Genomic DNA, 18,724 nt, shown 5'->3' with positions numbered 1-18,724 from the left:
GACGACGCGAACGACCTCGTGCCCGCCCCGGTCCGATCCCCCGCGCCGTCGCCGCGGTCGTGCGCGGGGCGCTCACCCTCGCCCCGGTCCGCGCCGCGCTCCTCTACGTGGAGCGCCGGGGCCCGATGCTGGCAGACAGCGTCACCTACCGCGCGCTCTTCAGCGTGTTCGCCGGAGTGCTGCTGGGCTTCTCGATCGCGGCGCTGTGGCTCGTGGGCAACCCGGTCGCGTGGAAGGCGATCATCGACGCCGTGCAGGCGGTCGTGCCCGGCCTGATCGGCGAGGACGCCGTCGTGAAGCCGTCCGAGCTGCGCCGCCCCCTCTCGTTCTCGATCGCGGGCGCCGTCTCCATCGTCGCGCTGACCGGTTCCGCCCTCGGTGCGATCGGCTCGCTGCGCACGGCGGTCCGCGTTCTCGCCGGCACGGCGCAGGACGACATCCTCTGGATCTGGGTGATGCTGCGCAACCTGCTCCTCGCCGTGGGCATCGGCGCGGCCTTCGTGCTCGCCGCCTTCCTCACCGTCACCGGCCGCGTCGGCATCACGTGGATCAGCGGCCTGCTCGGCCTCCCCGCCGACTCCGCGGTCGCGGAGTGGAGCGTCAGGCTGGTGTCGCTGCTCGTCGTCTTCGCGATGGACGCCGCACTCATCGCGGCCGTGTTCCGACTGCTGTCGGGACTGCGGGTCTCGAGGCGGACGCTGTGGACGGGATCCCTGCTCGGGGCCGTCGGTCTCCTCGTGCTGCAGGAGCTGTCCGGCCTCTTCGTCGGCGGAGCCGGGAGCAATCCCCTCCTCGCGTCCTTCGCCTCGCTGCTCGCGCTGCTGATCTGGCTCAACCTGTCGGCTCAGGTCATCCTGATCGCGTGCGCGTACATCGTCACCCTCCACGAGGAGCAGGGCGACAGGGTGCGGTCCCGCTACGGCGCCACGACCTTCGAGGCGCGGCGGGTCCAGCGCGCAGAGGTCGACCTCGCCATCGCGACCGCGGCGCTCCGTGCGGCGCAGGACGCCGCCTCCTCCGCGAAGCCCTGACGGACCGCCGCGGCGCCGACGGGGTCAGCCCCGGGGGCAGGTTCCCGGCTGCTGCAGGCTGTCGTCGGTGACGATGGCGCCGTTCACGTCGACGTCGATGACCGCACGCGTGCCCGTGATCTTCAGCCCCGTGATCGTGATGCCCGCCGGGAGCTGATCGGCGATGCAGATCGTCTGCGTCTTCGTGAGGGCGGCGCCGACGGAGCCGAGCGTGTCCTGGACCCGGTCGGCGTCGAGCACGATGCCGCCCACGCTGATCCCCTGCGGCGTGAGCTGCAGGTCGCCGTCGACGACGCCGGGGGTCACGGTGACCGAGACCGGGAGCGCGAGTCCGAGAACCTGCACGCTGCCGCTGACCGTGGCGTCCGGTGCGTCGAAAGCGACCTGATCGACCGGGAGGTCGGTGGACGAGAGCAGCGTCGTGAACTGGCTCTCGTCGACGGTGATCGTGCCGGAGGCTCCGGCGAGATCGCCGCCGCGCAGCGGGACGCCCTTCGCCGTGACGTCGGCGGCGCCCGTGATCCCCTGGATCGTCACGGAGTCCGTCGAGAGGTGCAGGCTGTCGAGACGGCCCCCGATGAGCTGAGGCAGCAGGATGCCGTAGGCGTCGACGTCGAGCTGCTGGTCGGCGGGGAGGTCGAGCTGCTCCACGACGATGGAGCGCACAACACCGGGAAGGATCGCCCGGACGAGGAGCTCCCCCGCGACGGCGAGGAGCGCGAGCACCACCACGATGATGAGCAGCACCCACGGCCACCGCTTGCGCCTGGCGGGGGCGGCGGCATCCGCCGTCTGCGCCCCTCCGGGGATCACGAGGGTGGGATGCTCGGCATCGGCCTCGGGATACGGCAGGGTCGGGTTCTCATCGCTCATGCCCCAATCCTGCCGTACCCGGGAGGTCACATCCGTTCGGGCGCGGAGACTCCGAGGAGGTCGAGGCCGTTGCGGAACACCTGCCCTGCGGCGTCGTTCAGCCACAAGCGGGTGCGGTGCACGCTCTCGATCGGGTCGTCGCCCTGCGGGATCACACGGCAGTTGTCGTACCAGCGGTGATACAGCCCTGCGAGCTCCTCCAGGTAGCGCGCGACCCGGTGCGGCTCGCGCACCTCTGCCGCGAATCCTACGATGCGCGGGAACTCCTGCAGCGCGCCGAGCAGAGCGCTCTCGGACTCGTGGGTGAGCGTCTCCGGAGCGAACTCGGAGCGGTCGACACCGGAGTCGGCGGCGTTGCGGGCGACATTGTGCGTGCGCGCGTGGGCGTACTGCACGTAGAAGACCGGGTTGTCGTTGGTGCGCTTCTGCAGCAGCTCGGGGTCGAGGTCGAGCGGCGAGTCGGCGGGCGAGCGCTCGAGAGCGTACCGCAGCGCATCGGTGCCGATCCAGGACTGCAGGTCGTCCATCTCGATGATGTTGCCCGCGCGCTTGCTCAGGCGGGCGCCGCGGATCGACACCAGCTGGCCGATCAGCACCTGGATGTTCTTCTCCGGGTCCTCACCCGCGGCCCCGGCGACGGCCTTCAGCCGGTGCACGTAGCCGTGGTGGTCGGCGCCGAGCAGGTAGATCTTGTTCTCGAAGCCGCGGTCGCCCTTGTTCAGGTAGTACGCGGCATCCGCGGCGAAGTAGGTGTACTCGCCGTTGGAGCGGCGGATCACGCGGTCCTTGTCGTCGCCGAAGTCGGTGGTGCGCACCCAGACCGCGCCGTCCTCGTCGAAGACGTGCCCCTGCTCGCGCAGACGGTCGAGCGCCTGGTCGATGAGGCTGGTGCCGTCCTCGCCCTTCGCGTGCAGCGTGCGCTCCGAGAACCAGACGTCGAACGGCACGTTGAAGCGGCCGAGGGATGCCTGGATCTCGGCGAGCTGGAACGCATAGGCCAGGTCCCGCGCCACGACGAGCTGCTCGTCCTCGGGCAGCCCCAGCAGGTCGGGACGAGCCTCCAGCACGCGCCCCGCGAGCGTCGTGATGTACTCGCCGGGATACCCGCCCTCCGGCGTCGGGCGCCCGTTGGCCGCGGCGACGACGGACAGCGCGAAGCGCTCCATCTGCGCCCCGGCGTCGTTGATGTAGTACTCGCGGACCGCATTCGCGCCGCTGGCGAGCAGCAGCCGGACGATCGAGTCGCCGAGGGCGGCCCAGCGCGTGTGCCCGATGTGCAGCGGCCCGGTCGGGTTCGCCGAGACGAACTCGACGTTCACGCTCACGCCGCGCTGCGACTCGTTGCTCCCGTAGGCGTCGCCGGCGTCGACGATGACCTTCGCGAGCGCTCCGGCCGCGGCAGCGTCCAGGCGGATGTTGATGAACCCGGGTCCGGCGACCTCGGTGCTCGCGACGCCCTCGACCTGCGCGAGGCCGTCGGCGATCTGCTGGGCGAGCTCCCTCGGGTTCGTGCCGAACGGCTTGGCGAGGCGCATGGCGATGTTCGACGCCCAGTCGCCGTGGTCGCGGTTGCGAGGGCGATCCAGCACGATGTCGGATGCCGAGAGCCCGAGCGGCTCGCCCGGACGTCGCTCGGCGGCAATCGGTGCGAGGACGGCGATGAGGGCATGGGCGAGCGTTTCAGGATTCATAGGCTCCCTAGTTTACGGCGCGTCGACGGGTCGGAATTTGCGCGGAACCCGGCGTGATCTACAGTCATGCCATGAATCCGGTGTTCGACCGTCGTCGTCTGCTCCTCGCGGGGCTCGCCGTCGGAACCGTGCTCGTCCTCGCGGCGGTGGTCCTCGGCGTGTGGAAGCCGTGGTCTCCTGGGCCCTCGAGCGCAGCCGTGGCGGGCGCCGGACACGACGATGCGGTGACGATCGCCCCTGCACCGCTGACGCTGCCCGAGCATCCGACCGTCCTCGTCTTCGGCGACTCCTGGACGTACGGTTCCGCCGCGAGCGAGCCCACACTCGGCTACGCCTACCTGCTGGCGGACCTCGTGCACGGGACGACGATCGTGAACGGCGTCCGCGGGAGCGGCTATCTCAAGCCCGGCATCGACGGCCCCGCCTTCGGCGAGCGCATCGCCGCGCTCGACCCCGCTCTCGCACCGGACCTGATCATCATCCAGGGCTCGATCAACGACAGGGCGCAGGGAGAAGCCGGGTATCGCGAGGCGGTGACGGCGGCGTGGGACGCGATGGCGGCGAAGTACCCCGAGGCGCAGATCGTCATCCTGGGCCCTGCACCGCACGAGCTGCCGGTGGGAGCCGCGACGGCGCGCATCGACAGGGATCTCGCCGCGCTCGCCGGCGCGCGCGGCTGGTGGTACATCTCCCCCGTCGCAGACGGCTGGATCACTCCGCAGAACTACCGCGACGTGATCGACGTCGACCTCGGACGCAAGCATCCGTCCACCGCAGGACACCGCTACCTGGCCGAGCGACTCGCCGCCGCGCTCGCTGAACTGAGCGGCGCGCCGGTGACGGTGGCCGGTGGTTCGGAGACCACCCCCGAGCAGTGATATTGTCGATCGGTACGCCTCCGTAGCTCAGGGGATAGAGCGCCGGTTTCCGGTACCGTAGGTCGGGGGTTCGAATCCCTCCGGGGGCACACACGGGTTGAAATGTGCGAGCGAGAGCGTCGCGATGTGAACCCAGAGACACGGAAGGGCCCCGCCTGATCAGGCGGGGCCCTTCGTCGTCTCAGGCCTGCGCCGGCCGAACGGCGTCGCGGACGAACGGTGCACCGCCCTTGCGCATGAGCCAGACGGCCGCGGCGAGCGTGAGCACCCAGCCGATCACCTCGATGAGCAGGTGATCGGTCGCGTTCGGCACCGACTGCAGCAGGTACACCCGGATGCTGTTGATCGCTCCGTGCGTCAGGACGGCGGGCCACACGCTGCCCGACCGCCAGCGCAGCGCGAGCAGGAGCGGAGCCCAGGGCAGCATCCCCGCGAAGTAGATCACGATGTCCCAGAACGGGAGGTCGCCGATGACGGCGAGGACGGGCAGGTGCCAGACGATCCACACCAGGCCGCTCACGACCGCCAGCGGCCAGAAGCCCCACGATGCGGCGCGTGTGGCCAGCCAGCCCCGCCAGCCGAACTCCTCGCCGATGGCGAAGACCGACTGCATCACGAACACCGGGAGTATCCACACCGCAGTCCCGATGATCTGATCCACAGGGTTGAGCGTCCAGATCCCCGTGGCCACCGCGATGGCGGTCTGGATCGCCGCGATCGCCGCGATGAGGCCGATGCCGATGCCGGCCCAGCCGAACGCTCCGCGCCAGCCGGTCGCGAAGGTCGATCGGAAGGTCCCCGGCCTCCGGATGAGCCACATGATGATCGCGGCGAGCAGCGGCGTCATCTGCATGATCGGGGTGATCACGTTGTAGAGGTCTGTCGGGACGAGCCGGAAGACCATCGGCACGGAGATCGCGAAACACAGCAGGATCGCGATCGTGAAGAACCAGGCGACATCGGCGCCGAGGGGACCGGCGGGTCGGCTGCGTGTGGGAGACACCTTCATGGAGACCTCTGTTCGTCGACGGGAGCGGGCGAACTTTCGTCGCCTCTGGCACCGTAGGCGTGGGCTCTCGACGGCAGGAACGGGGGTAACCCGACGACTCCCGGGGGAAACCCGGAATCACCGATCTCCGACCCTGAGGACGGTCAGTTCAGAGCTGCGGTCTCCGCGATCAGGTCGAGACGGGAGAGGAGGAGCTCCCCCGCCGTCCCCATGGCCGCCACCGCGCACACGATCACGACGAAGCCGATCAGGACGAAGAGGACAAGCCCTCGTCGTCGCTGCACGATCGTGAGCGCCACCGCGGCGAGCGCGCCGAGCATCGCGACGGTCTGCCCGGCCACGGTCGCGAACGCCATGCGCATCGCGGACTCCTCCGTGAGCGCGCCATAGCTGTTCAGCAGCACAGACAGTGCCGCTGGGAGCACGAGCACGCTCATCAGGAGCACGAAGCGGCGGCGCAGCCACCATCGCGGCATCGTCGATACGACGGGGGCATCCACGGCGACTGCGCTCATGGGGCCACCTTAGAGGTCTCCGACGTCGACGGACAGCCGTCATTAAATTGTGCACAATTGAATTGTGTGCAAGACTCGCATCATGCCGATCACCGAAGAGATGGTGTGCTTCTCGCTCTACTCGGCGGCGCGCGCCACCACACAGGCCTACCGCACCCTGCTCGCTCCGTGGGGGCTCACCTACCCGCAGTACCTCGTGCTGGCGATCCTCTGGAACGAGGGAGAGCAGACCGTCGGATCCCTCGGCGACGCGATGCAGCTCGACTCCGGCACCCTCTCCCCCCTCGTGCGCAGGCTCGAACACGCGGGCCTCGTGACGAAGCAGCGCAGCACGGCCGACGAGCGCGTCGTCACGGTGCAGCTGACCGAAGCCGGTCGCGCGCTGCGCGCCGAGGTCGCCCCGATCCGTGCGCAGATCGCCGATCTCGCCGGCGTGCACGACGATGACCGCCGCCGGCGGCTGATCGCCGAGCTTCAGGAACTCACCGCGCTGCTCCAGAAGAGCACCGCGAACTGACCACTCGAAAGGAATCCACACGATGGACGCTCTCTACACCGCAGAAGCCCTGGCGACGGGCGCAGGCCGCAACGGCCGGGTCGCCACGTCAGAGGGTCGACTCGACTTCGACCTCGCCGTACCCAAGGAGCTCGGCGGCAGCGGAGACGGTGCGAACCCCGAACAGCTTTTCGCCGCCGGCTACGCGGCCTGCTTCCACTCCGCACTGCAGACCGTGGCCCGCGCGCAGAAGGTCGCGATCACCGATTCCTCGGTGGGGGCGCGCGTGCAGATCGGCTCGAACGGCGAGGGCGGGTTCGGGCTCGCCGTGCAGCTCGAGGTGGTCATCCCCGACCTTCCCCACGAGCAGGCCGTGGCGTTGGCGGATGCCGCGCACCGGGTGTGCCCGTACTCGAACGCCACCCGCGGCAACATCGACGTCGACATCACCGTCTCCGACGACTGATCCCACAAGGAGAAAACAGACATGCGTGCACTCATCCACCACACGTTCGGCGAGCCCGAAGAGGTCCTCGCGGTCGAAGACCGCCCGCTTCCGGAGCCCGGTCCGGGGCAGGTGCGCCTGCGCATCCTCCTCTCCCCGATCCACAACCACGATCTGTGGACCATCCGCGGCACCTACGGCGTCAAGCCCGAGCTGCCGGCGGCATCCGGCACCGAGGCACTCGGCATCGTCGACGCGCTCGGCGACGGCGTCGAGAACCTCACGGTCGGCCAGCGCGTGGCGACGGGCGGAACCTTCGGAGCCTGGGCGGAGTACATCGTCACCACGGCCGCTGGCCTCGTACCGGTGTCCGACGCGATCCCCGACGAGAGCGCCGCACAGCTGATCTCCATGCCGTTCAGCACGATCAGCCTGCTGCAGTTCCTGGAGGTCGGCGAGGGCGACTGGATCGTCCAGAACGCCGCGAACGGCGCAGTCGGCCGGATGCTGGCGCAGCTCGGGGCTGCGCGCGGCGTCAACGTGCTCGGCCTCGTGCGCCGCACCGAAGGCGTGGAGGAGCTCCGCGCCCAGGGCATCGAGAACGTCGTCGCGACCGACCAGGACGACTGGCGCGAGCAGGCGACGGCGCTCACCGGCGGCGCCCCGATCGTCGCCGGCGTGGACTCCGTCGGCGGAGCCGCATCGGGACACGTGCTCTCGCTGCTCGCCGAGAACGGCACGCTCGTCGCCTTCGGCGCGATGAGCTCGCCCGTGATGGAGATCGCCTCGGGCGACGTCATCTTCAAGCAGGCCACCGTCAAGGGCTTCTGGGGAAGCAAGGTCAGTCAGGCGATGGATGCCGCCACGCGCGGCGCCCTGTTCGGGGAGCTGATCCAGCGCGTCTCCGACGGCACCCTCACCCTGCCCGTCGCCGGAGTCTTCGACGCGGCCGACGCCGCGGATGCCGTCCGCGCGAGCAACACGCCCGGCCGAGTCGGCAAGGTGCTCCTGAAGTTCTGAGCGTTTGCGATGTCGAGGGGCGGGGCGCACAGCGCTCCGCCCCTTCTCGTGCTTCACGCAATGTCCGCGCCCAGGGCCACACTGGGGCCATGGACACCATCACTCTCCTGCAGCCGGACGGCCTCGTCGTCAGTCCCGCGTTCAGCCACGTCGCCGTCGTCCCACCCGGCGCGACGACGATCTACGTCGGCGGCCAGAACGGCGTCGACGCGACCGGCGCCGTCGTCTCCGCAGACGCCGGCGAGCAGTCGCTCCGTGCGGTGGAGAACGCCCGCGTCGCGCTCGAGGCCGCCGGGGCGGGTCTCGACGACGTGGTCAGCTGGACGGTGCTGATCCAGCAGGACGCGGATCTGCGTGCCGCGTACGGCGCGGTGGCGTCGAAGCTGGCACGCGAGGGCGCACCTCCCCTCGTGACCGCGGCGCTCGTCGCGGGTCTCGGCGTCCCCGGTGCGGTGATCGAGGTCAGCGCCGTCGCCGCGGTGTTCCGCGACTGAGCGCGCGCCGGGCCTCGCCTCCCGACGTCAGATCCTGCCGCGCACCGGCGTCCGCTCCGCGGTGTCGGCGTCATCGGGCATGGTCATCTCCGCGCGGACCCCGAGCAGTCTGACCTCGCGGTCTCGATCGAGTGTGCCGCCCAGCTCGAGAGCAGCGGCGACCACCTGGTCGCGGTCGAGGGTCGGCTCGGCCAGCTTGCGTCCGAACGTCTTCGTCTCGAAGGGCGCGTACCGCACCTTCAGGTGCACCCGCACGACCGCACGATCCTCGGCCGCGCAGTCGTCGAAGGCACTGGTGGCGAGCTCGCGGATCGCCGCCTCGACCTCCTCCGCGGTCGTGAGATTCCGCTGAAAGGTCGTCTCGCGGCTGTGGCTGCGCGCCACCCAGGGAGTGTCGTCGACGATCGCGGGGCCGCTCCCCGCGCCGAGATCGCGGTACCAGACCCCCATCCGCGGCCCGAACTCCGCGACGAGCTCCTGCTGATCGGCATCCGCGAGCTGGCGCACGGTGTCTATCCCGTGCGTCGCGAGCCGCTTCTGCACCTTGGGTCCGACGCCCCAGAGGTCGCGCGTGGGCTTCTCCCCCATCACCTCGAACCAGTTCGCGGCGGTGAGGCGGAACATGCCGCGAGGCTTGCCGAACTCCGTCGCGATCTTGGCTCTCACCTTGTTGTCGCCGATGCCCACCGAGCAGTGCAGCCCTGTGGCCTCCCGCACCGCCGTCTGCGCATCGCGTGCGACCTGCTCCGGATCGTCGGACTCGACCCCGAGGAAGCACTCGTCCCAGCCGATCACCTCCAGCACGACGCCCGGCAGCGAACGCAGTGCGGTCATCACCTCGCGCGAGGCGGCCTCGTAGGCCTCATGGTCGACGGGGAGGAAGACGGCGTCATCCGGAGCCTTCCTCGCCGCGATCTTGAGCGGCATCCCCGAACCGATGCCGAAGGCTCTCGCCTCGTACGACGCCGTCGACACGACGGCGCGCTCCGTGGGGTCCCCCCGCCCTCCCACGATGATGGGGAGGCCGGCGAGCTCGGGGCGGCGCAGCACCTCGACGGCCGCGATGAACTGGTCCATGTCCACGTGCAGCACCCAGTCGGCCATGACACGAGTGTGACGGCTGCGAGCCGCGGTGTCACCCCCGGGGACGCGACGACGTCAGGAGACGGCGACGCCGATCGCGGTGGCGACGACGGCCAGCAGCGGCAGCGTGCCCTGCATGAGCGCGGCACGGGTCTTCGACCGGTCCGACAGGACGAGCACGAGCGCGGCGGCGAGCATCATGCCCGTACCGGCGAAGACGAGAGTGAGCCCGACGGTCGCGCTGCCCATGATGTACAGGCCCACCCCGAGCAGCGCCGTGAGCGCCAGGAAGAGGTTGTAGAAGCCCTGATTGAAGGCGAGCTGCTTCATCGTGACGGCATCCGCTTCGCTGGCGACGCCGAAGATCTTCCTCGTCTCCGGCTCCGTCCACTTCAGCGATTCCAGCGCGAAGATGAAGACGTGGAAGGCAGCCGCGGCGGCGGCGAGGACGAGTCCGGCGATGATCATGACTCGATTCTCCCACCGGCGGGACCGGGAGACGTCGTCAGACGAGGAAGATCGGCAGCAGCCCAGGGTTGTGCGCATGCACGAGCACGCCGAAGACCACCGCGTCGAACAGCAGATGCACCGTGACGACGTAGGCGAGCGAGTGCGTGCGGACGAAGATGAACCCCTGAAGCAGGGCGAACGGGATCGTGAGGACGGGCCCCCACGCGCGATACCCGAGCTCCCAGAGGAAGGACACGAACACGATCGCCTGCAGCACGTTGGCGACGGCATCGGGGAAGTGCCGGCGCAGCAGGGCGAAGACCGTGCAGATGAAGAACAGCTCGTCCCAGATGCCGACGGCCCCGACGCCGACGAACAGTCGGGCGATCAGATCGGGAGAGTCCACCACGGGCCAGTTCTGGTAGACGCCGCTGGCGATGAAGTAGAACGGCAGGATCAGCCATCCGAGCACCAGGACGGCGATGAGCCATCCCCACTGCAACCGCCCCCAGCGACGATGCGCGCGCCAGGGGAACCCGATCGCGCGGTCGCGGAACAGGTATCGCGACACGACGTAGGGCACGGCGACCGCCCCGCCGAGGGCGAGGGTGAAGCGCAGCATGGCGAGGTTGTCGAGTTCGGCGGCGAGGGGGATGACGCTGACGATCAACAGTCCGATCGCGATCAGGGAAAGGTCGCGCGTGAGCGAGGGCTGCCGACGGATGCCGATCTGCCGCGCCGTCTCGCGCCGAGCTCCCATGCTGACGATCTGGTCGTCGACGGCCTTCCCGCGTTCGCTCAACCAGGCCGTGCCGATGCCGAGCGCGAGGAGCAGCCAGCCGAGCCACGCGATCTGGAGCACGAAGAACGCCGGCGCGGCCGCGCAGACGAGAAGGGCGGGCGCGATGCCGGGCCATACCGCCGTGCCGCGCCCCTCCGCGCTCATGCGCGGTCTCGCCTCCGGTACACGAGGTCACGGATGTCCCGCCCCTTGGCGATGCCCTTGCGCTCGAAGGCGGTCATGACGCGCCCGTCGAAACGCTCGGCCCACTCCCCTTCGAACGCCCGCTCGAAGAGCGGCTCGGCATCCAGGACCTCGCGCATCTGCAGCGCGTAATCCTCCCAGTCGGTGGCGAGCCGCAGCAGTCCGCCATCGCGCAGCGCACGCGCCGCTGCGTCTCCGAACCCGGGGCGCACCAGCCGACGCTTCGTGTGCTTCTTCTTGTGCCAGGGGTCGGGGAAGAAGATCCACACCTCGGCCGCGGCTGCGTCGGGGAGATACGACGAGAGCACCTCCGGTGCGTTGGCCTCGACGACCCGCAGGTTGCGCGCGCCCTCCCGGTCCGCATCGAGCATGGTGCGCGCTAGGCCTGCGCGGAAGACCTCGACGGCGAGGAAGTCGTCTTCCGGGCGCGACGATGCCGCCGCCACGATCGCGTGGCCCTGGCCTGAGCCGATCTCGATGTACAGATCGGCCTCGCGGCCGTACTCGGACGACGGATCGAGCCGAGCGTCGGGGTGGACGGAGGTCCACGCGATGTCGCGAGGGACGTCGAGCAGGTACTGCGGGGCGAGCTCTGCGAAGGCGCGCTCCTGCGCATCGGACATCCGACCGCTCCTGCGTACGAAGGACACCGGCTCGTCGCGGAAGATGCGGGGTTCGGGCATCCTTCCAGGGTAGTAGAGAGGCGCGGCGGCATCCGCTCCTCCTATCGGGCTACCGCGGCGCGGGGGCCGTCACGAAGTCGATGAGCTCTTCGACCCTGCCGAGCAGAGCCGGTTCGAGGTCGCGATAGGTGTGCACCTTGGAAAGGATCCGCTGCCACGCGATGCCCGTGTCCGCCTGCGTCTCGTACGGCCATCCGAACGCCCGGCAGATTCCGGTCTTCCAGTCCGTGCCTCGCGGGATCTCCGGCCACTTCGCGATGCCGAGCGCCCGCGGGGTGACGCACTGCCACACGTCGACGAACGGGTGCCCCACGATCTTCACGTGACGACCGTGCGGGCCGCGGGAGACGGCGTCGGCGATCCTCGACTCCTTGGAACCCGGCACGAGGTGATCGACGAGCACGCCGTAGCGGCGGTCCGCGCTCGGCGGCTCGGCGGCGAGCAGCTCGTCGAGCAGATCGACGCCCTGCAGGAACTCGACGACGACGCCCTCGACGCGGAGGTCGGCGCCCCACACCTTCTCGACGAGCTCGGCATCGTGCTTGCCCTCGACGAGGATGCGGCTGGGCAGGGCCACGCGGGCGCGCTGGTCGACCACGACGAAGGAACCGGATGCCGTGCGCCGGGGTCCCTGCTCCACCGCCTTCGGCACCGTCAGCCGCACAGGGCGCCCCTCGATCAGGAAGCCGCCGCCGAGCGGGAACAGACGCTTGCGCCCCTTCCAGTCCTCGAGCTCCACGGTGCCGCCCTGCACCTTCGTCACCGCGCCGCAGTAGCCGTCGTCGGCGACCTCGACGACCAGATCGAGGTCGGCTGGCACCTCGGGCACCGGCTTCGCCGCGCGCTCGCGCCATCCCGCGGCGAGCACATCCGATCCGTATCTGTCATCCATGCCATCCAGCGTATGTGTCTCCGCTGAGGGCGAACGGCGATCAGCGCCCGAGTGCTGTCGCGTGTCGGCCCGTATGCATAGACTCGACCCATGGGGCACGGCCACCGGTCGGAGGGACAGGCATGAAGACTCGCTGGCTGACGTTCGGTGCGCTGGTGCTCGCCGCCACCGCCGGACTCATCTCGTCTGGAGCCGCGTACGCGACCGATCCGCTGACGCTCGACCAGGGCTACGTCACCGATGCCGCGGGAGTGCTCAGCGCCGACGAGGAGAGCGCGGTCGAGGCGCGGCTGCAGACCCTCTCCGAGAACTCGTCGGCCGACCTCTTCGTCGTGCTCGTCGACGACTTCACCTCCCCGTCGGACAACGCGCAGTGGGCGGACCTCGTCGCCGAGAACAACAACCTCGGAACCGCGCAGTACCTCCTCGCGATCGCCGTGGAGGGGCGCAGCTATTACATCTCCGCCGCCCCCGGCGGCCCGCTCAGCGACAGCAAGCTCGATGACGTCGAAGACAAGATCCAGCCGCTCGCGAGCCAGAACGACTGGGAGGGCGCGATCGTCCTCGCCGCAGACGAGATCCAGGGCGACGGCGGCGCCGGCGCCCTGCGCACCTTCTTCATCGTCCTCGCCGTCATCGCCGCCGCGCTGCTGATCTGGCTCGTGATCTTCCTCGTGCGGCGGTCGCGTCGCGCCGCCGCGATCCGCGAACGCGGAGGAATGCCCGAGAAGCCCGACCCGAACGACCCGTTCTCGACGCTCACCGACGAGCAGGTGCAGACCCAGGCCGGCGCGGCGCTCGTCCAGGCCGACGATGCGCTGACCTCGAGCAAAGAGGAGCTGGGATTCGCCGTCGCGCAGTTCGGCGATGGCCCCACGTCCGAATTCACGGCCGTGATCGACGCCGCGAAGGCGAAGATGTCCGAGGCGTTCGACCTCAAGCAGAAGCTCGACGACGAGATCGAGGACACGGTCTTCGATCGTCGCGCGTGGCACATCCGCATCATCCAGCTCTGCGCCGAGATCGATGCAGTCCTCGACGCCAACACCGATGCGTTCGACGAGCTCCGCAAACTGGAGCAGAACGCTCCCCAGGAGCTCGAGAGAGTGCGCGCAGAGCGCGCGGCGTTGACGCCGGTGCTCGCGGGGGCCGCTCCCGCGCTCGCCTCGCTCGCCGCGGCCTATGATCCGTCGGCGCTCAGCACGGTCGCGGACAACCCGGCGCAGGCTCAGGAGCGCGCTGCGCTGGCCGACCACTCCATCGAGGCTGCCGCCGCGGCCATCGCCGCGGCAAAGACGGGCGATGCCGCGTTCGCGATCCGTACGGCGGAGCAGTCCGTCGCCCAGGCGACCCAGCTCGTCCAGGCCATCACCTCGCTCGGCGCCGAGCTCGCATCCATCGAGACGCAGGCCCAGGCTCTCATCACCGAGCTGCAGGGCGACATCGCGACAGCGCAGCAGCTCCCCGACGGCTCCGGCACGATCGCGCAGGCCGCCGCCGCGACGCAGCAGCAGCTGCAGCAGGCCCAGGCGAACCTCACGGGTGCCGCGCGCAGCCCTCAGCGGGTTCTGGAGGCCCTCACCGCGGCGAACACGCAGATCGACGCGGCGATCGCGCAGGGCAGGGAGACCGTCGAGCGCGCGCGCCGCGCACAGCAGATGCTCGAGCAGACCCTCGCGCAGGCCGACTCCCAGATCCGCGCGACCAGGGACTTCATCGAGACGAGGCGCGGCAGCGTGGGCAGCACCGCGCGCACCCGGCTCTCTCAGGCCGAGGCGGAGCTCACTCAGGCGCTGAGCCTGCGCGCGAGCAGTCCGGAGCAGGCCCTCGCCTCCGCGCAGAACGCCGTCGAGCTCGCACGCCAGGCCAGCTCCTCCGCGCAGTCGGATGTCTCGTCGTACGTCGCAGACGACAGCTGGGGCGGCAGCCCCTACGGCGGCTCCCGCTCCGGCGGCTCCGGTCTCGGCGGAGACATCCTCGGCGGCATCATCGGCGGACTCCTGTCCGGAGGCGGCGGTGGCGGCGGCGGCTCCTCACGGAGCAGCTGGCGGTCCAGCGGCAGCGGCGGCTTCCGCAGCTCCGGGTTCGGTGGCGGCGGCGGACGTTCCAGCGGGGGCGGACGCTCCGGACGCTCGGGCGGACGACGCTTCTGAAACTCATAGACGCATAAGTGAAGATCTCGATCAGGACCCTCTGAAAGGAAAACCGCATGACCAAGCAGTCCATCTTCGGACGAATCTCGACGCTCGTCCGCGCGAACATCAACGCGCTCCTCGACTCTGCAGAAGACCCGCAGAAGATGATCGACCAGCTCGTTCGCGATTACACCAACAACATCGCCGACGCCGAGTCCGCGATCGCCGAGACCATCGGCAACCTGCGCCTGCTCGAACGCGATCACGAGGAAGACGTCCAGTCGGCCACCGAGTGGGGCAACAAGGCCCTGGCCGCGAGCCGCAAGGCCGACGAGATGCGCTCGACCGGAAACGGTGCGGATGCCGACAAGTTCGACAGCCTCGCCAAGATCGCCCTCCAGCGTCAGATCAGCTCGGAGCGCGAGGCCTCTGCGGCCGAGCCGCAGATCGCCGCTCAGACCGAGATCGTCGACAAGCTCAAGACCGGCCTCAACGGCATGAAGGAGAAGCTCGGCGAGCTGAAGAACAAGCGCAGCGAACTGCTCGCCCGCGCCAAGGTCGCCGAGGCGCAGACCAAGGTGCAGGACGCGATCGGCTCGATCAACGTGCTCGACCCCACCAGCGAGCTGGGCCGGTTCGAAGACAAGGTCCGTCGCCAGGAGGCTCTTGCGCAGGGCAAGGCCGAGCTCGCGGCATCCAGCCTCGACGCCCAGTTCGAGAGCCTCGAAGACCTCGGCGAGCTCACCGAGGTCGAGGCGCGCCTCGCCGAGCTGAAGGCGGGCGGCTCCGCCCCCCGCACGGCCATCGAAGGCTCCTGATACACCCCGCGGATGCTCCGGACCCTCCCGGTCCGGAGCATCCGCTCCTTCCTCTCTGGAGGCACCCATGGTGCGTTTCCTCGTCGTCCCGCAGTGGCAGGGTTCTCCCGCCGCCCGCGCGATGCTCCTCATCGACGGCGCCACCGCCATCGCGGGTGATCTCCCCCGCGCCGCGACCACCGTGCTCGACGTCCCGGTCGAAGCCGGCGAGTCGCTGGGCACCGGTGTGCGGCGCCTGAGCGCCTTGCTGCGCACCCGCGACCTCGTCCGCGATGCGATGACCTCCGATACGGTCGTCATCGGCGGCGACTGCAGCGTGACCGTCGCCGCCCTGGCGGCACTGCCCGGAGGCACCGACGACCTCGCCGTCGTGTGGTGCGACGCGCACCCCGACATGCACACCCCCGAGACCTCGCCGTCCGGGGCCTTCTCCGGTATGGCGCTGCGCGCCGTGATCGGCGACGGCGAGCCTCAGCTCGCCCTCTCCCCCGGGATCCCGCGCGAGCGCATCGTGGCCGTGGGCCTGCGCAACCTCGACGACTCCGAGGTCGCGGAGACCGATGGGCTGAACATCCTGTCCGCCGACGACCTCGAATCCGCCGACGCGCTGGCCGACGCCGTCCTGGCGACCGGAGCCGCACGGGTCTGGGTGCACATCGACGTCGACGTTCTCGACCCATCTGAGCTCTCCGGCGTGTCCGAGGCCGCGCCGTTCGGCCTGGCCACGGCCACGCTGAGCGCGGCGATCCGGAGGCTCCGTGAGAGCGTGCCGCTCGCCGGCGCCACCATCTCCGGCTTCGCGCCGCGGACACCAGCCGATGCCGTCGACGACCTCGGCGCGCTGCTGCGGCTCGTCGGCGCGGTCGCGTGATCGACGACTGGCGACCCGCCGCCGAGGCGGCGCTGGTGCGCGGGCGGCGATTCGATCGACGCATCCCGTCGTTCCTGCTCCGCTCCCCGGTCAGCCGCATCGGCTACTGGTGGGGGACGTCCGTCGGCTGGCTCTGGGGATCCCTGTGGAGCACGGGGCCGGTCGAACGCCGCGCAGGGCTCTGGGTGTTCCGCGGGATGCCGAGCTGGACGTTCAATCGCGGCGGGGTGTGCGTCGGCGGCTGCTTCCTCACGGGCGATGACGACCCGAGCGACGCCGTGCTGCGTCACGAAGCCGTGCACAAGGCGCAATGGCTGCGGTACGGCTTCCTGATGCCCGTGCTCTACCTGTTCGCAGGCCGGGACCCGCTGCGCAACCGCTTCGAGATCGAAGCCGGTCTCGAGGACGGCAACTACGTGCGTCGCAGTCCTGCTCGGCGCACCGCAGCGCGCAGCGCAGATCACTCCCCCGCGTAGGCTCTGCCTCCCGGACGCGCGAACGGGCGAGGCCGCTGTGCAGCCCTGGTCAGCAGTCGGGGATCAGCGCTCGATCGGGAGCAGACCGAAGCGCTCCGGCGCGTGGATCTGCGTCGGCTCGACGTCGAGCGTCGAGGTCAGGTGCTCGATGATGTCGGCTGTGCCGAGGAATCCGCCGAGCAGGGTGACGTGCGTCTCGAACTCGTCGTCGATGAGCATCTCGTCGGCCCAGGCGCAGGTGGCGCGCGCGAGCGCCTGCCCCGGTGCGCATGCACGACCGGTGCCGGGTGCGCCGCTGCGGTCGCCGCGGGCGAGCCACGTCACGGTCATCCGACCGGGAGCCTCGATCACGCCGATGTCGGAGGCCTGAGGAACCTCGATGAAGATCCGCCCCGATGCGCACAGGGGCAGCGTGGTGAGGAAGACCTCCAGCTCGGCGAGCGAGTTCTCATCCGCCGTCACGAGGTGGTGGGAACGCCGACGAGCCGCGCGGCGCTCTGCGCGCGTGCTGCGAGTGTCGAGGGAGGTGTTCATCGTGCCTCCATCGTATCACCCAGTGAAGGCTTGCCTAACCTTGGTCGGCAGGTTCGACCAGCGCAGCCCGCAGCGCGTCGAGTTCGGCATCCGTCAACCCGTTCGCGCGCAGGTAGTCGGCCGCAGACCCCCACCGCTCGTCGACGCGCTCGAGCAGGCGGCGCATGACAGGGGCGGGCGACTGCGTCGCGAGGGCGACCGCGTGCACGGCCTCCGGGTGCTGCGAGCGCAGATACGCGGCGATCCGCTGCGAGCGCTCTGGCGGCAGCTGCGACTCCGTGAGCGCGTAGTCGGCGATGATCGCCTCGCGGTCGGCGTCGACCGCGGCGAGCGCGAGGGCGACGGTCACCCCGGTGCGGTCCTTGCCGACGGTGCAGTACACGAGCGTGGGGTGCCCCACGGCGATGATGCGGACGGCCGCGACCAGCCGTTCGCCGCTCTCCTCGAGCAGGTGGAGGTACAGGTCGTCGAGGCTCGTGTCCGCCTCGAAGAACGAGCGCACCGAGCCGAGGAAGAGCGGAAGGTGCGTGGTGTCGGGTCCCGCGATCTCGGTCGGCTCCGCGGCGACCTCCTCGCCGTCGCGCAGATCCACGATGTGACCCACCAGCTCGCTCAGCGCGACTGCGCCGCGCGGGGTCGCCGTCGACAGCTGTCCTGAGCGCAGCAGCACCCCGGAACGGATCCTCCCTCCGGCCGCGGGCATCCCGCCCACGTCGCGGACGTTGTTCACGCCTTCGACGTCGATGACCGTCATGCCTGAGCCTGGGGCGTGCGAGGCGGGACCGGGTAGCGTCCGGCGATCACGATGCGGTTGAAGGCGTTGATCGAGACGCAGGCCCAGCTGAGGGCCGCGTACTCCTTCTCGGTGAAGACCCCTCCGACGCGGTCGTAGACCTCGTCGGAGATGCCCTCCTCGGAGATGAAGGTGAACGCCTCCGCGAGCTCGAGCGCCGCCTGCTCCCGATCGCTGAACACGCCGCTCTCGCGCCACGTCGCGATCTGCATGAGCGTGTCGGTGTCGATCCCGGCCTTGAGCGCGCGGTCGACGTGGATGCGCGTGCAGTACCCGCAGCCGTTGAGCTGGGAGCAGTGGATCATCACCAGCTCCTTGAGCCGCTCGTCGATGCCGTTCGCGGCGCAGATGTCGCCGACGGTCCGGGAGAACTCGTCCAGCGCCCGGTACGCGGTCGGCTCGGTCTTGGACAGGTGCACTCGCGTCTCGCTCATGACTCCATGCTATTCGCTGCGAGAGCGACTGCGGCATCCGGCGATTCCGTCGCCGGATGCAGACTGCTCGATCAAAGCGCAACATGAAGACCGAAAATGCAACACAAGGTCATCTTCT

At 70.0% G+C, this 18,724-nt stretch carries 22 protein-coding genes and 1 tRNA gene; 11 read left to right on the top strand and 12 right to left on the bottom strand.

Features of this window, described 5'->3' with window-relative positions; genetic code table 11:
* Nucleotides 1–35: 35 nt before the first annotated feature.
* Nucleotides 36–1,031, top strand: a complete 996-nt coding sequence (locus tag CQ047_RS15015) for a YihY/virulence factor BrkB family protein (protein WP_258132700.1) — start codon at nucleotides 36–38, stop codon at nucleotides 1,029–1,031.
* A 24-nt stretch (nucleotides 1,032–1,055) separates the two neighbouring features.
* On the opposite strand, the gene CQ047_RS15010 is transcribed toward CQ047_RS15015, so the two are convergent.
* Together CQ047_RS15010 and argS are read right to left on the bottom strand one after the other, a co-directional pair.
* Complete coding sequence (locus CQ047_RS15010) at nucleotides 1,056–1,904, bottom strand: DUF2993 domain-containing protein (protein ID WP_105676560.1); 849 nt, start codon at nucleotides 1,902–1,904, stop codon at nucleotides 1,056–1,058.
* A 26-nt stretch (nucleotides 1,905–1,930) separates the two neighbouring features.
* Complete coding sequence (argS, locus tag CQ047_RS15005) at nucleotides 1,931–3,595, bottom strand: arginine--tRNA ligase (protein ID WP_105676559.1); 1,665 nt, start codon at nucleotides 3,593–3,595, stop codon at nucleotides 1,931–1,933.
* A 71-nt stretch (nucleotides 3,596–3,666) separates the two neighbouring features.
* Between argS and CQ047_RS15000 the strand changes: the two genes are divergently transcribed.
* Nucleotides 3,667–4,473: an SGNH/GDSL hydrolase family protein gene (locus CQ047_RS15000; RefSeq protein ID WP_105676567.1), complete on the top strand. Its 807-nt coding sequence runs from the start codon at nucleotides 3,667–3,669 to the stop codon at nucleotides 4,471–4,473.
* Between the two features lie 16 nt (nucleotides 4,474–4,489).
* Nucleotides 4,490–4,562: transfer RNA gene (locus CQ047_RS14995), tRNA-Arg, on the top strand.
* 92 nt (nucleotides 4,563–4,654) lie between these two features.
* Here the strand turns inward: CQ047_RS14995 and CQ047_RS14990 are convergent.
* Both CQ047_RS14990 and CQ047_RS14985 read right to left on the bottom strand, forming a co-directional pair.
* A complete protein-coding gene (locus tag CQ047_RS14990) occupies nucleotides 4,655–5,482 on the bottom strand; it encodes a CPBP family intramembrane glutamic endopeptidase (protein ID WP_105676557.1) in 828 nt (275 codons plus the stop codon).
* A gap of 143 nt (nucleotides 5,483–5,625) precedes the next feature.
* Nucleotides 5,626–5,997 (bottom strand): hypothetical protein, encoded by a 372-nt coding sequence (locus CQ047_RS14985; protein WP_105676556.1) that lies wholly within the window; start codon nucleotides 5,995–5,997, stop codon nucleotides 5,626–5,628.
* 82 nt (nucleotides 5,998–6,079) lie between these two features.
* Between CQ047_RS14985 and CQ047_RS14980 the strand changes: the two genes are divergently transcribed.
* From CQ047_RS14980 to CQ047_RS14965, 4 genes are all read left to right on the top strand, one after another.
* Nucleotides 6,080–6,514, top strand: coding sequence for a MarR family winged helix-turn-helix transcriptional regulator (locus tag CQ047_RS14980; RefSeq protein WP_181155962.1), 435 nt, complete (start codon nucleotides 6,080–6,082; stop codon nucleotides 6,512–6,514).
* A gap of 22 nt (nucleotides 6,515–6,536) precedes the next feature.
* Nucleotides 6,537–6,959, top strand: coding sequence for an organic hydroperoxide resistance protein (locus tag CQ047_RS14975; RefSeq protein ID WP_105676554.1), 423 nt, complete (start codon nucleotides 6,537–6,539; stop codon nucleotides 6,957–6,959).
* 21 nt (nucleotides 6,960–6,980) lie between these two features.
* On the top strand, nucleotides 6,981–7,958 hold the full coding sequence (locus CQ047_RS14970; RefSeq protein ID WP_105676552.1) for a zinc-binding dehydrogenase: 978 nt from the start codon (nucleotides 6,981–6,983) through the stop codon (nucleotides 7,956–7,958).
* An 89-nt stretch (nucleotides 7,959–8,047) separates the two neighbouring features.
* A complete protein-coding gene (locus CQ047_RS14965) occupies nucleotides 8,048–8,452 on the top strand; it encodes a RidA family protein (RefSeq protein ID WP_105676550.1) in 405 nt (134 codons plus the stop codon).
* 27 nt (nucleotides 8,453–8,479) lie between these two features.
* Here the strand turns inward: CQ047_RS14965 and CQ047_RS14960 are convergent, their stop codons facing one another.
* From CQ047_RS14960 to CQ047_RS14940, 5 genes are read right to left on the bottom strand one after another with little or no spacing between them, the layout of a single operon-like run.
* Nucleotides 8,480–9,556 carry a DNA polymerase IV gene (locus tag CQ047_RS14960; RefSeq protein ID WP_181155961.1) on the bottom strand — a complete coding sequence of 359 codons (1,077 nt, stop codon included), beginning with the start codon at nucleotides 9,554–9,556 and terminating at the stop codon, nucleotides 8,480–8,482.
* A gap of 54 nt (nucleotides 9,557–9,610) precedes the next feature.
* Nucleotides 9,611–10,003 carry a DUF1304 domain-containing protein gene (locus tag CQ047_RS14955; protein WP_105676549.1) on the bottom strand — a complete coding sequence of 131 codons (393 nt, stop codon included), beginning with the start codon at nucleotides 10,001–10,003 and terminating at the stop codon, nucleotides 9,611–9,613.
* Between the two features lie 37 nt (nucleotides 10,004–10,040).
* Nucleotides 10,041–10,931: a CPBP family intramembrane glutamic endopeptidase gene (locus CQ047_RS14950; RefSeq protein ID WP_105676547.1), complete on the bottom strand. Its 891-nt coding sequence runs from the start codon at nucleotides 10,929–10,931 to the stop codon at nucleotides 10,041–10,043.
* Nucleotides 10,928–11,653, bottom strand: coding sequence for a tRNA (guanosine(46)-N7)-methyltransferase TrmB (trmB, locus tag CQ047_RS14945; RefSeq protein WP_105676546.1), 726 nt, complete (start codon nucleotides 11,651–11,653; stop codon nucleotides 10,928–10,930). Before trmB ends, CQ047_RS14950 begins: the two co-directional genes overlap by 4 nt.
* Before the next feature lie 49 nt (nucleotides 11,654–11,702).
* The gene (locus CQ047_RS14940; protein ID WP_105676544.1) at nucleotides 11,703–12,545 is read right to left on the bottom strand and encodes a DUF3097 domain-containing protein; all 843 of its coding nucleotides are present in this window, start codon (nucleotides 12,543–12,545) and stop codon (nucleotides 11,703–11,705) included.
* 122 nt (nucleotides 12,546–12,667) lie between these two features.
* Here CQ047_RS14940 and CQ047_RS14935 point away from each other — a divergent pair, with 122 nt between their 5' ends.
* The 4 genes from CQ047_RS14935 (at nucleotide 12,668) to CQ047_RS14920 (ending at nucleotide 16,845) form a co-directional block, all read left to right on the top strand.
* Complete coding sequence (locus CQ047_RS14935; RefSeq protein WP_105676543.1) at nucleotides 12,668–14,698, top strand: TPM domain-containing protein; 2,031 nt, start codon at nucleotides 12,668–12,670, stop codon at nucleotides 14,696–14,698.
* A 56-nt stretch (nucleotides 14,699–14,754) separates the two neighbouring features.
* Nucleotides 14,755–15,498: a PspA/IM30 family protein gene (locus CQ047_RS14930; RefSeq protein WP_105676542.1), complete on the top strand. Its 744-nt coding sequence runs from the start codon at nucleotides 14,755–14,757 to the stop codon at nucleotides 15,496–15,498.
* A gap of 67 nt (nucleotides 15,499–15,565) precedes the next feature.
* A complete protein-coding gene (locus CQ047_RS14925) occupies nucleotides 15,566–16,369 on the top strand; it encodes an arginase family protein (RefSeq protein ID WP_105676540.1) in 804 nt (267 codons plus the stop codon).
* Complete coding sequence (locus CQ047_RS14920) at nucleotides 16,366–16,845, top strand: Fe-S oxidoreductase (RefSeq protein WP_223586661.1); 480 nt, start codon at nucleotides 16,366–16,368, stop codon at nucleotides 16,843–16,845. The genes CQ047_RS14925 and CQ047_RS14920 overlap by 4 nt, the downstream gene beginning before the upstream one ends.
* Nucleotides 16,846–16,908: 63 nt before the next feature.
* On the opposite strand, the gene CQ047_RS14915 is transcribed toward CQ047_RS14920, so the two are convergent.
* From CQ047_RS14915 to CQ047_RS14905, 3 genes are read right to left on the bottom strand one after another with little or no spacing between them, the layout of a single operon-like run.
* Nucleotides 16,909–17,379, bottom strand: coding sequence for an SIP domain-containing protein (locus CQ047_RS14915; protein ID WP_105676538.1), 471 nt, complete (start codon nucleotides 17,377–17,379; stop codon nucleotides 16,909–16,911).
* Between the two features lie 34 nt (nucleotides 17,380–17,413).
* Nucleotides 17,414–18,133 carry a tyrosine-protein phosphatase gene (locus CQ047_RS14910; protein ID WP_105676537.1) on the bottom strand — a complete coding sequence of 240 codons (720 nt, stop codon included), beginning with the start codon at nucleotides 18,131–18,133 and terminating at the stop codon, nucleotides 17,414–17,416.
* A complete protein-coding gene (locus CQ047_RS14905; protein ID WP_105676535.1) occupies nucleotides 18,130–18,606 on the bottom strand; it encodes a carboxymuconolactone decarboxylase family protein in 477 nt (158 codons plus the stop codon). The genes CQ047_RS14910 and CQ047_RS14905 overlap by 4 nt, the downstream gene beginning before the upstream one ends.
* Nucleotides 18,607–18,724: the final 118 nt, after the last annotated feature.

This window comes from Microbacterium sp. MYb72, assembly GCF_002979415.1.
Classification (GTDB): Bacteria; Actinomycetota; Actinomycetes; order Actinomycetales; family Microbacteriaceae; genus Microbacterium; species Microbacterium natoriense.
The sequence above is the reverse complement of the archived record's forward strand: the minus strand, read 5'-3'. Positions and strand labels throughout refer to the sequence as shown.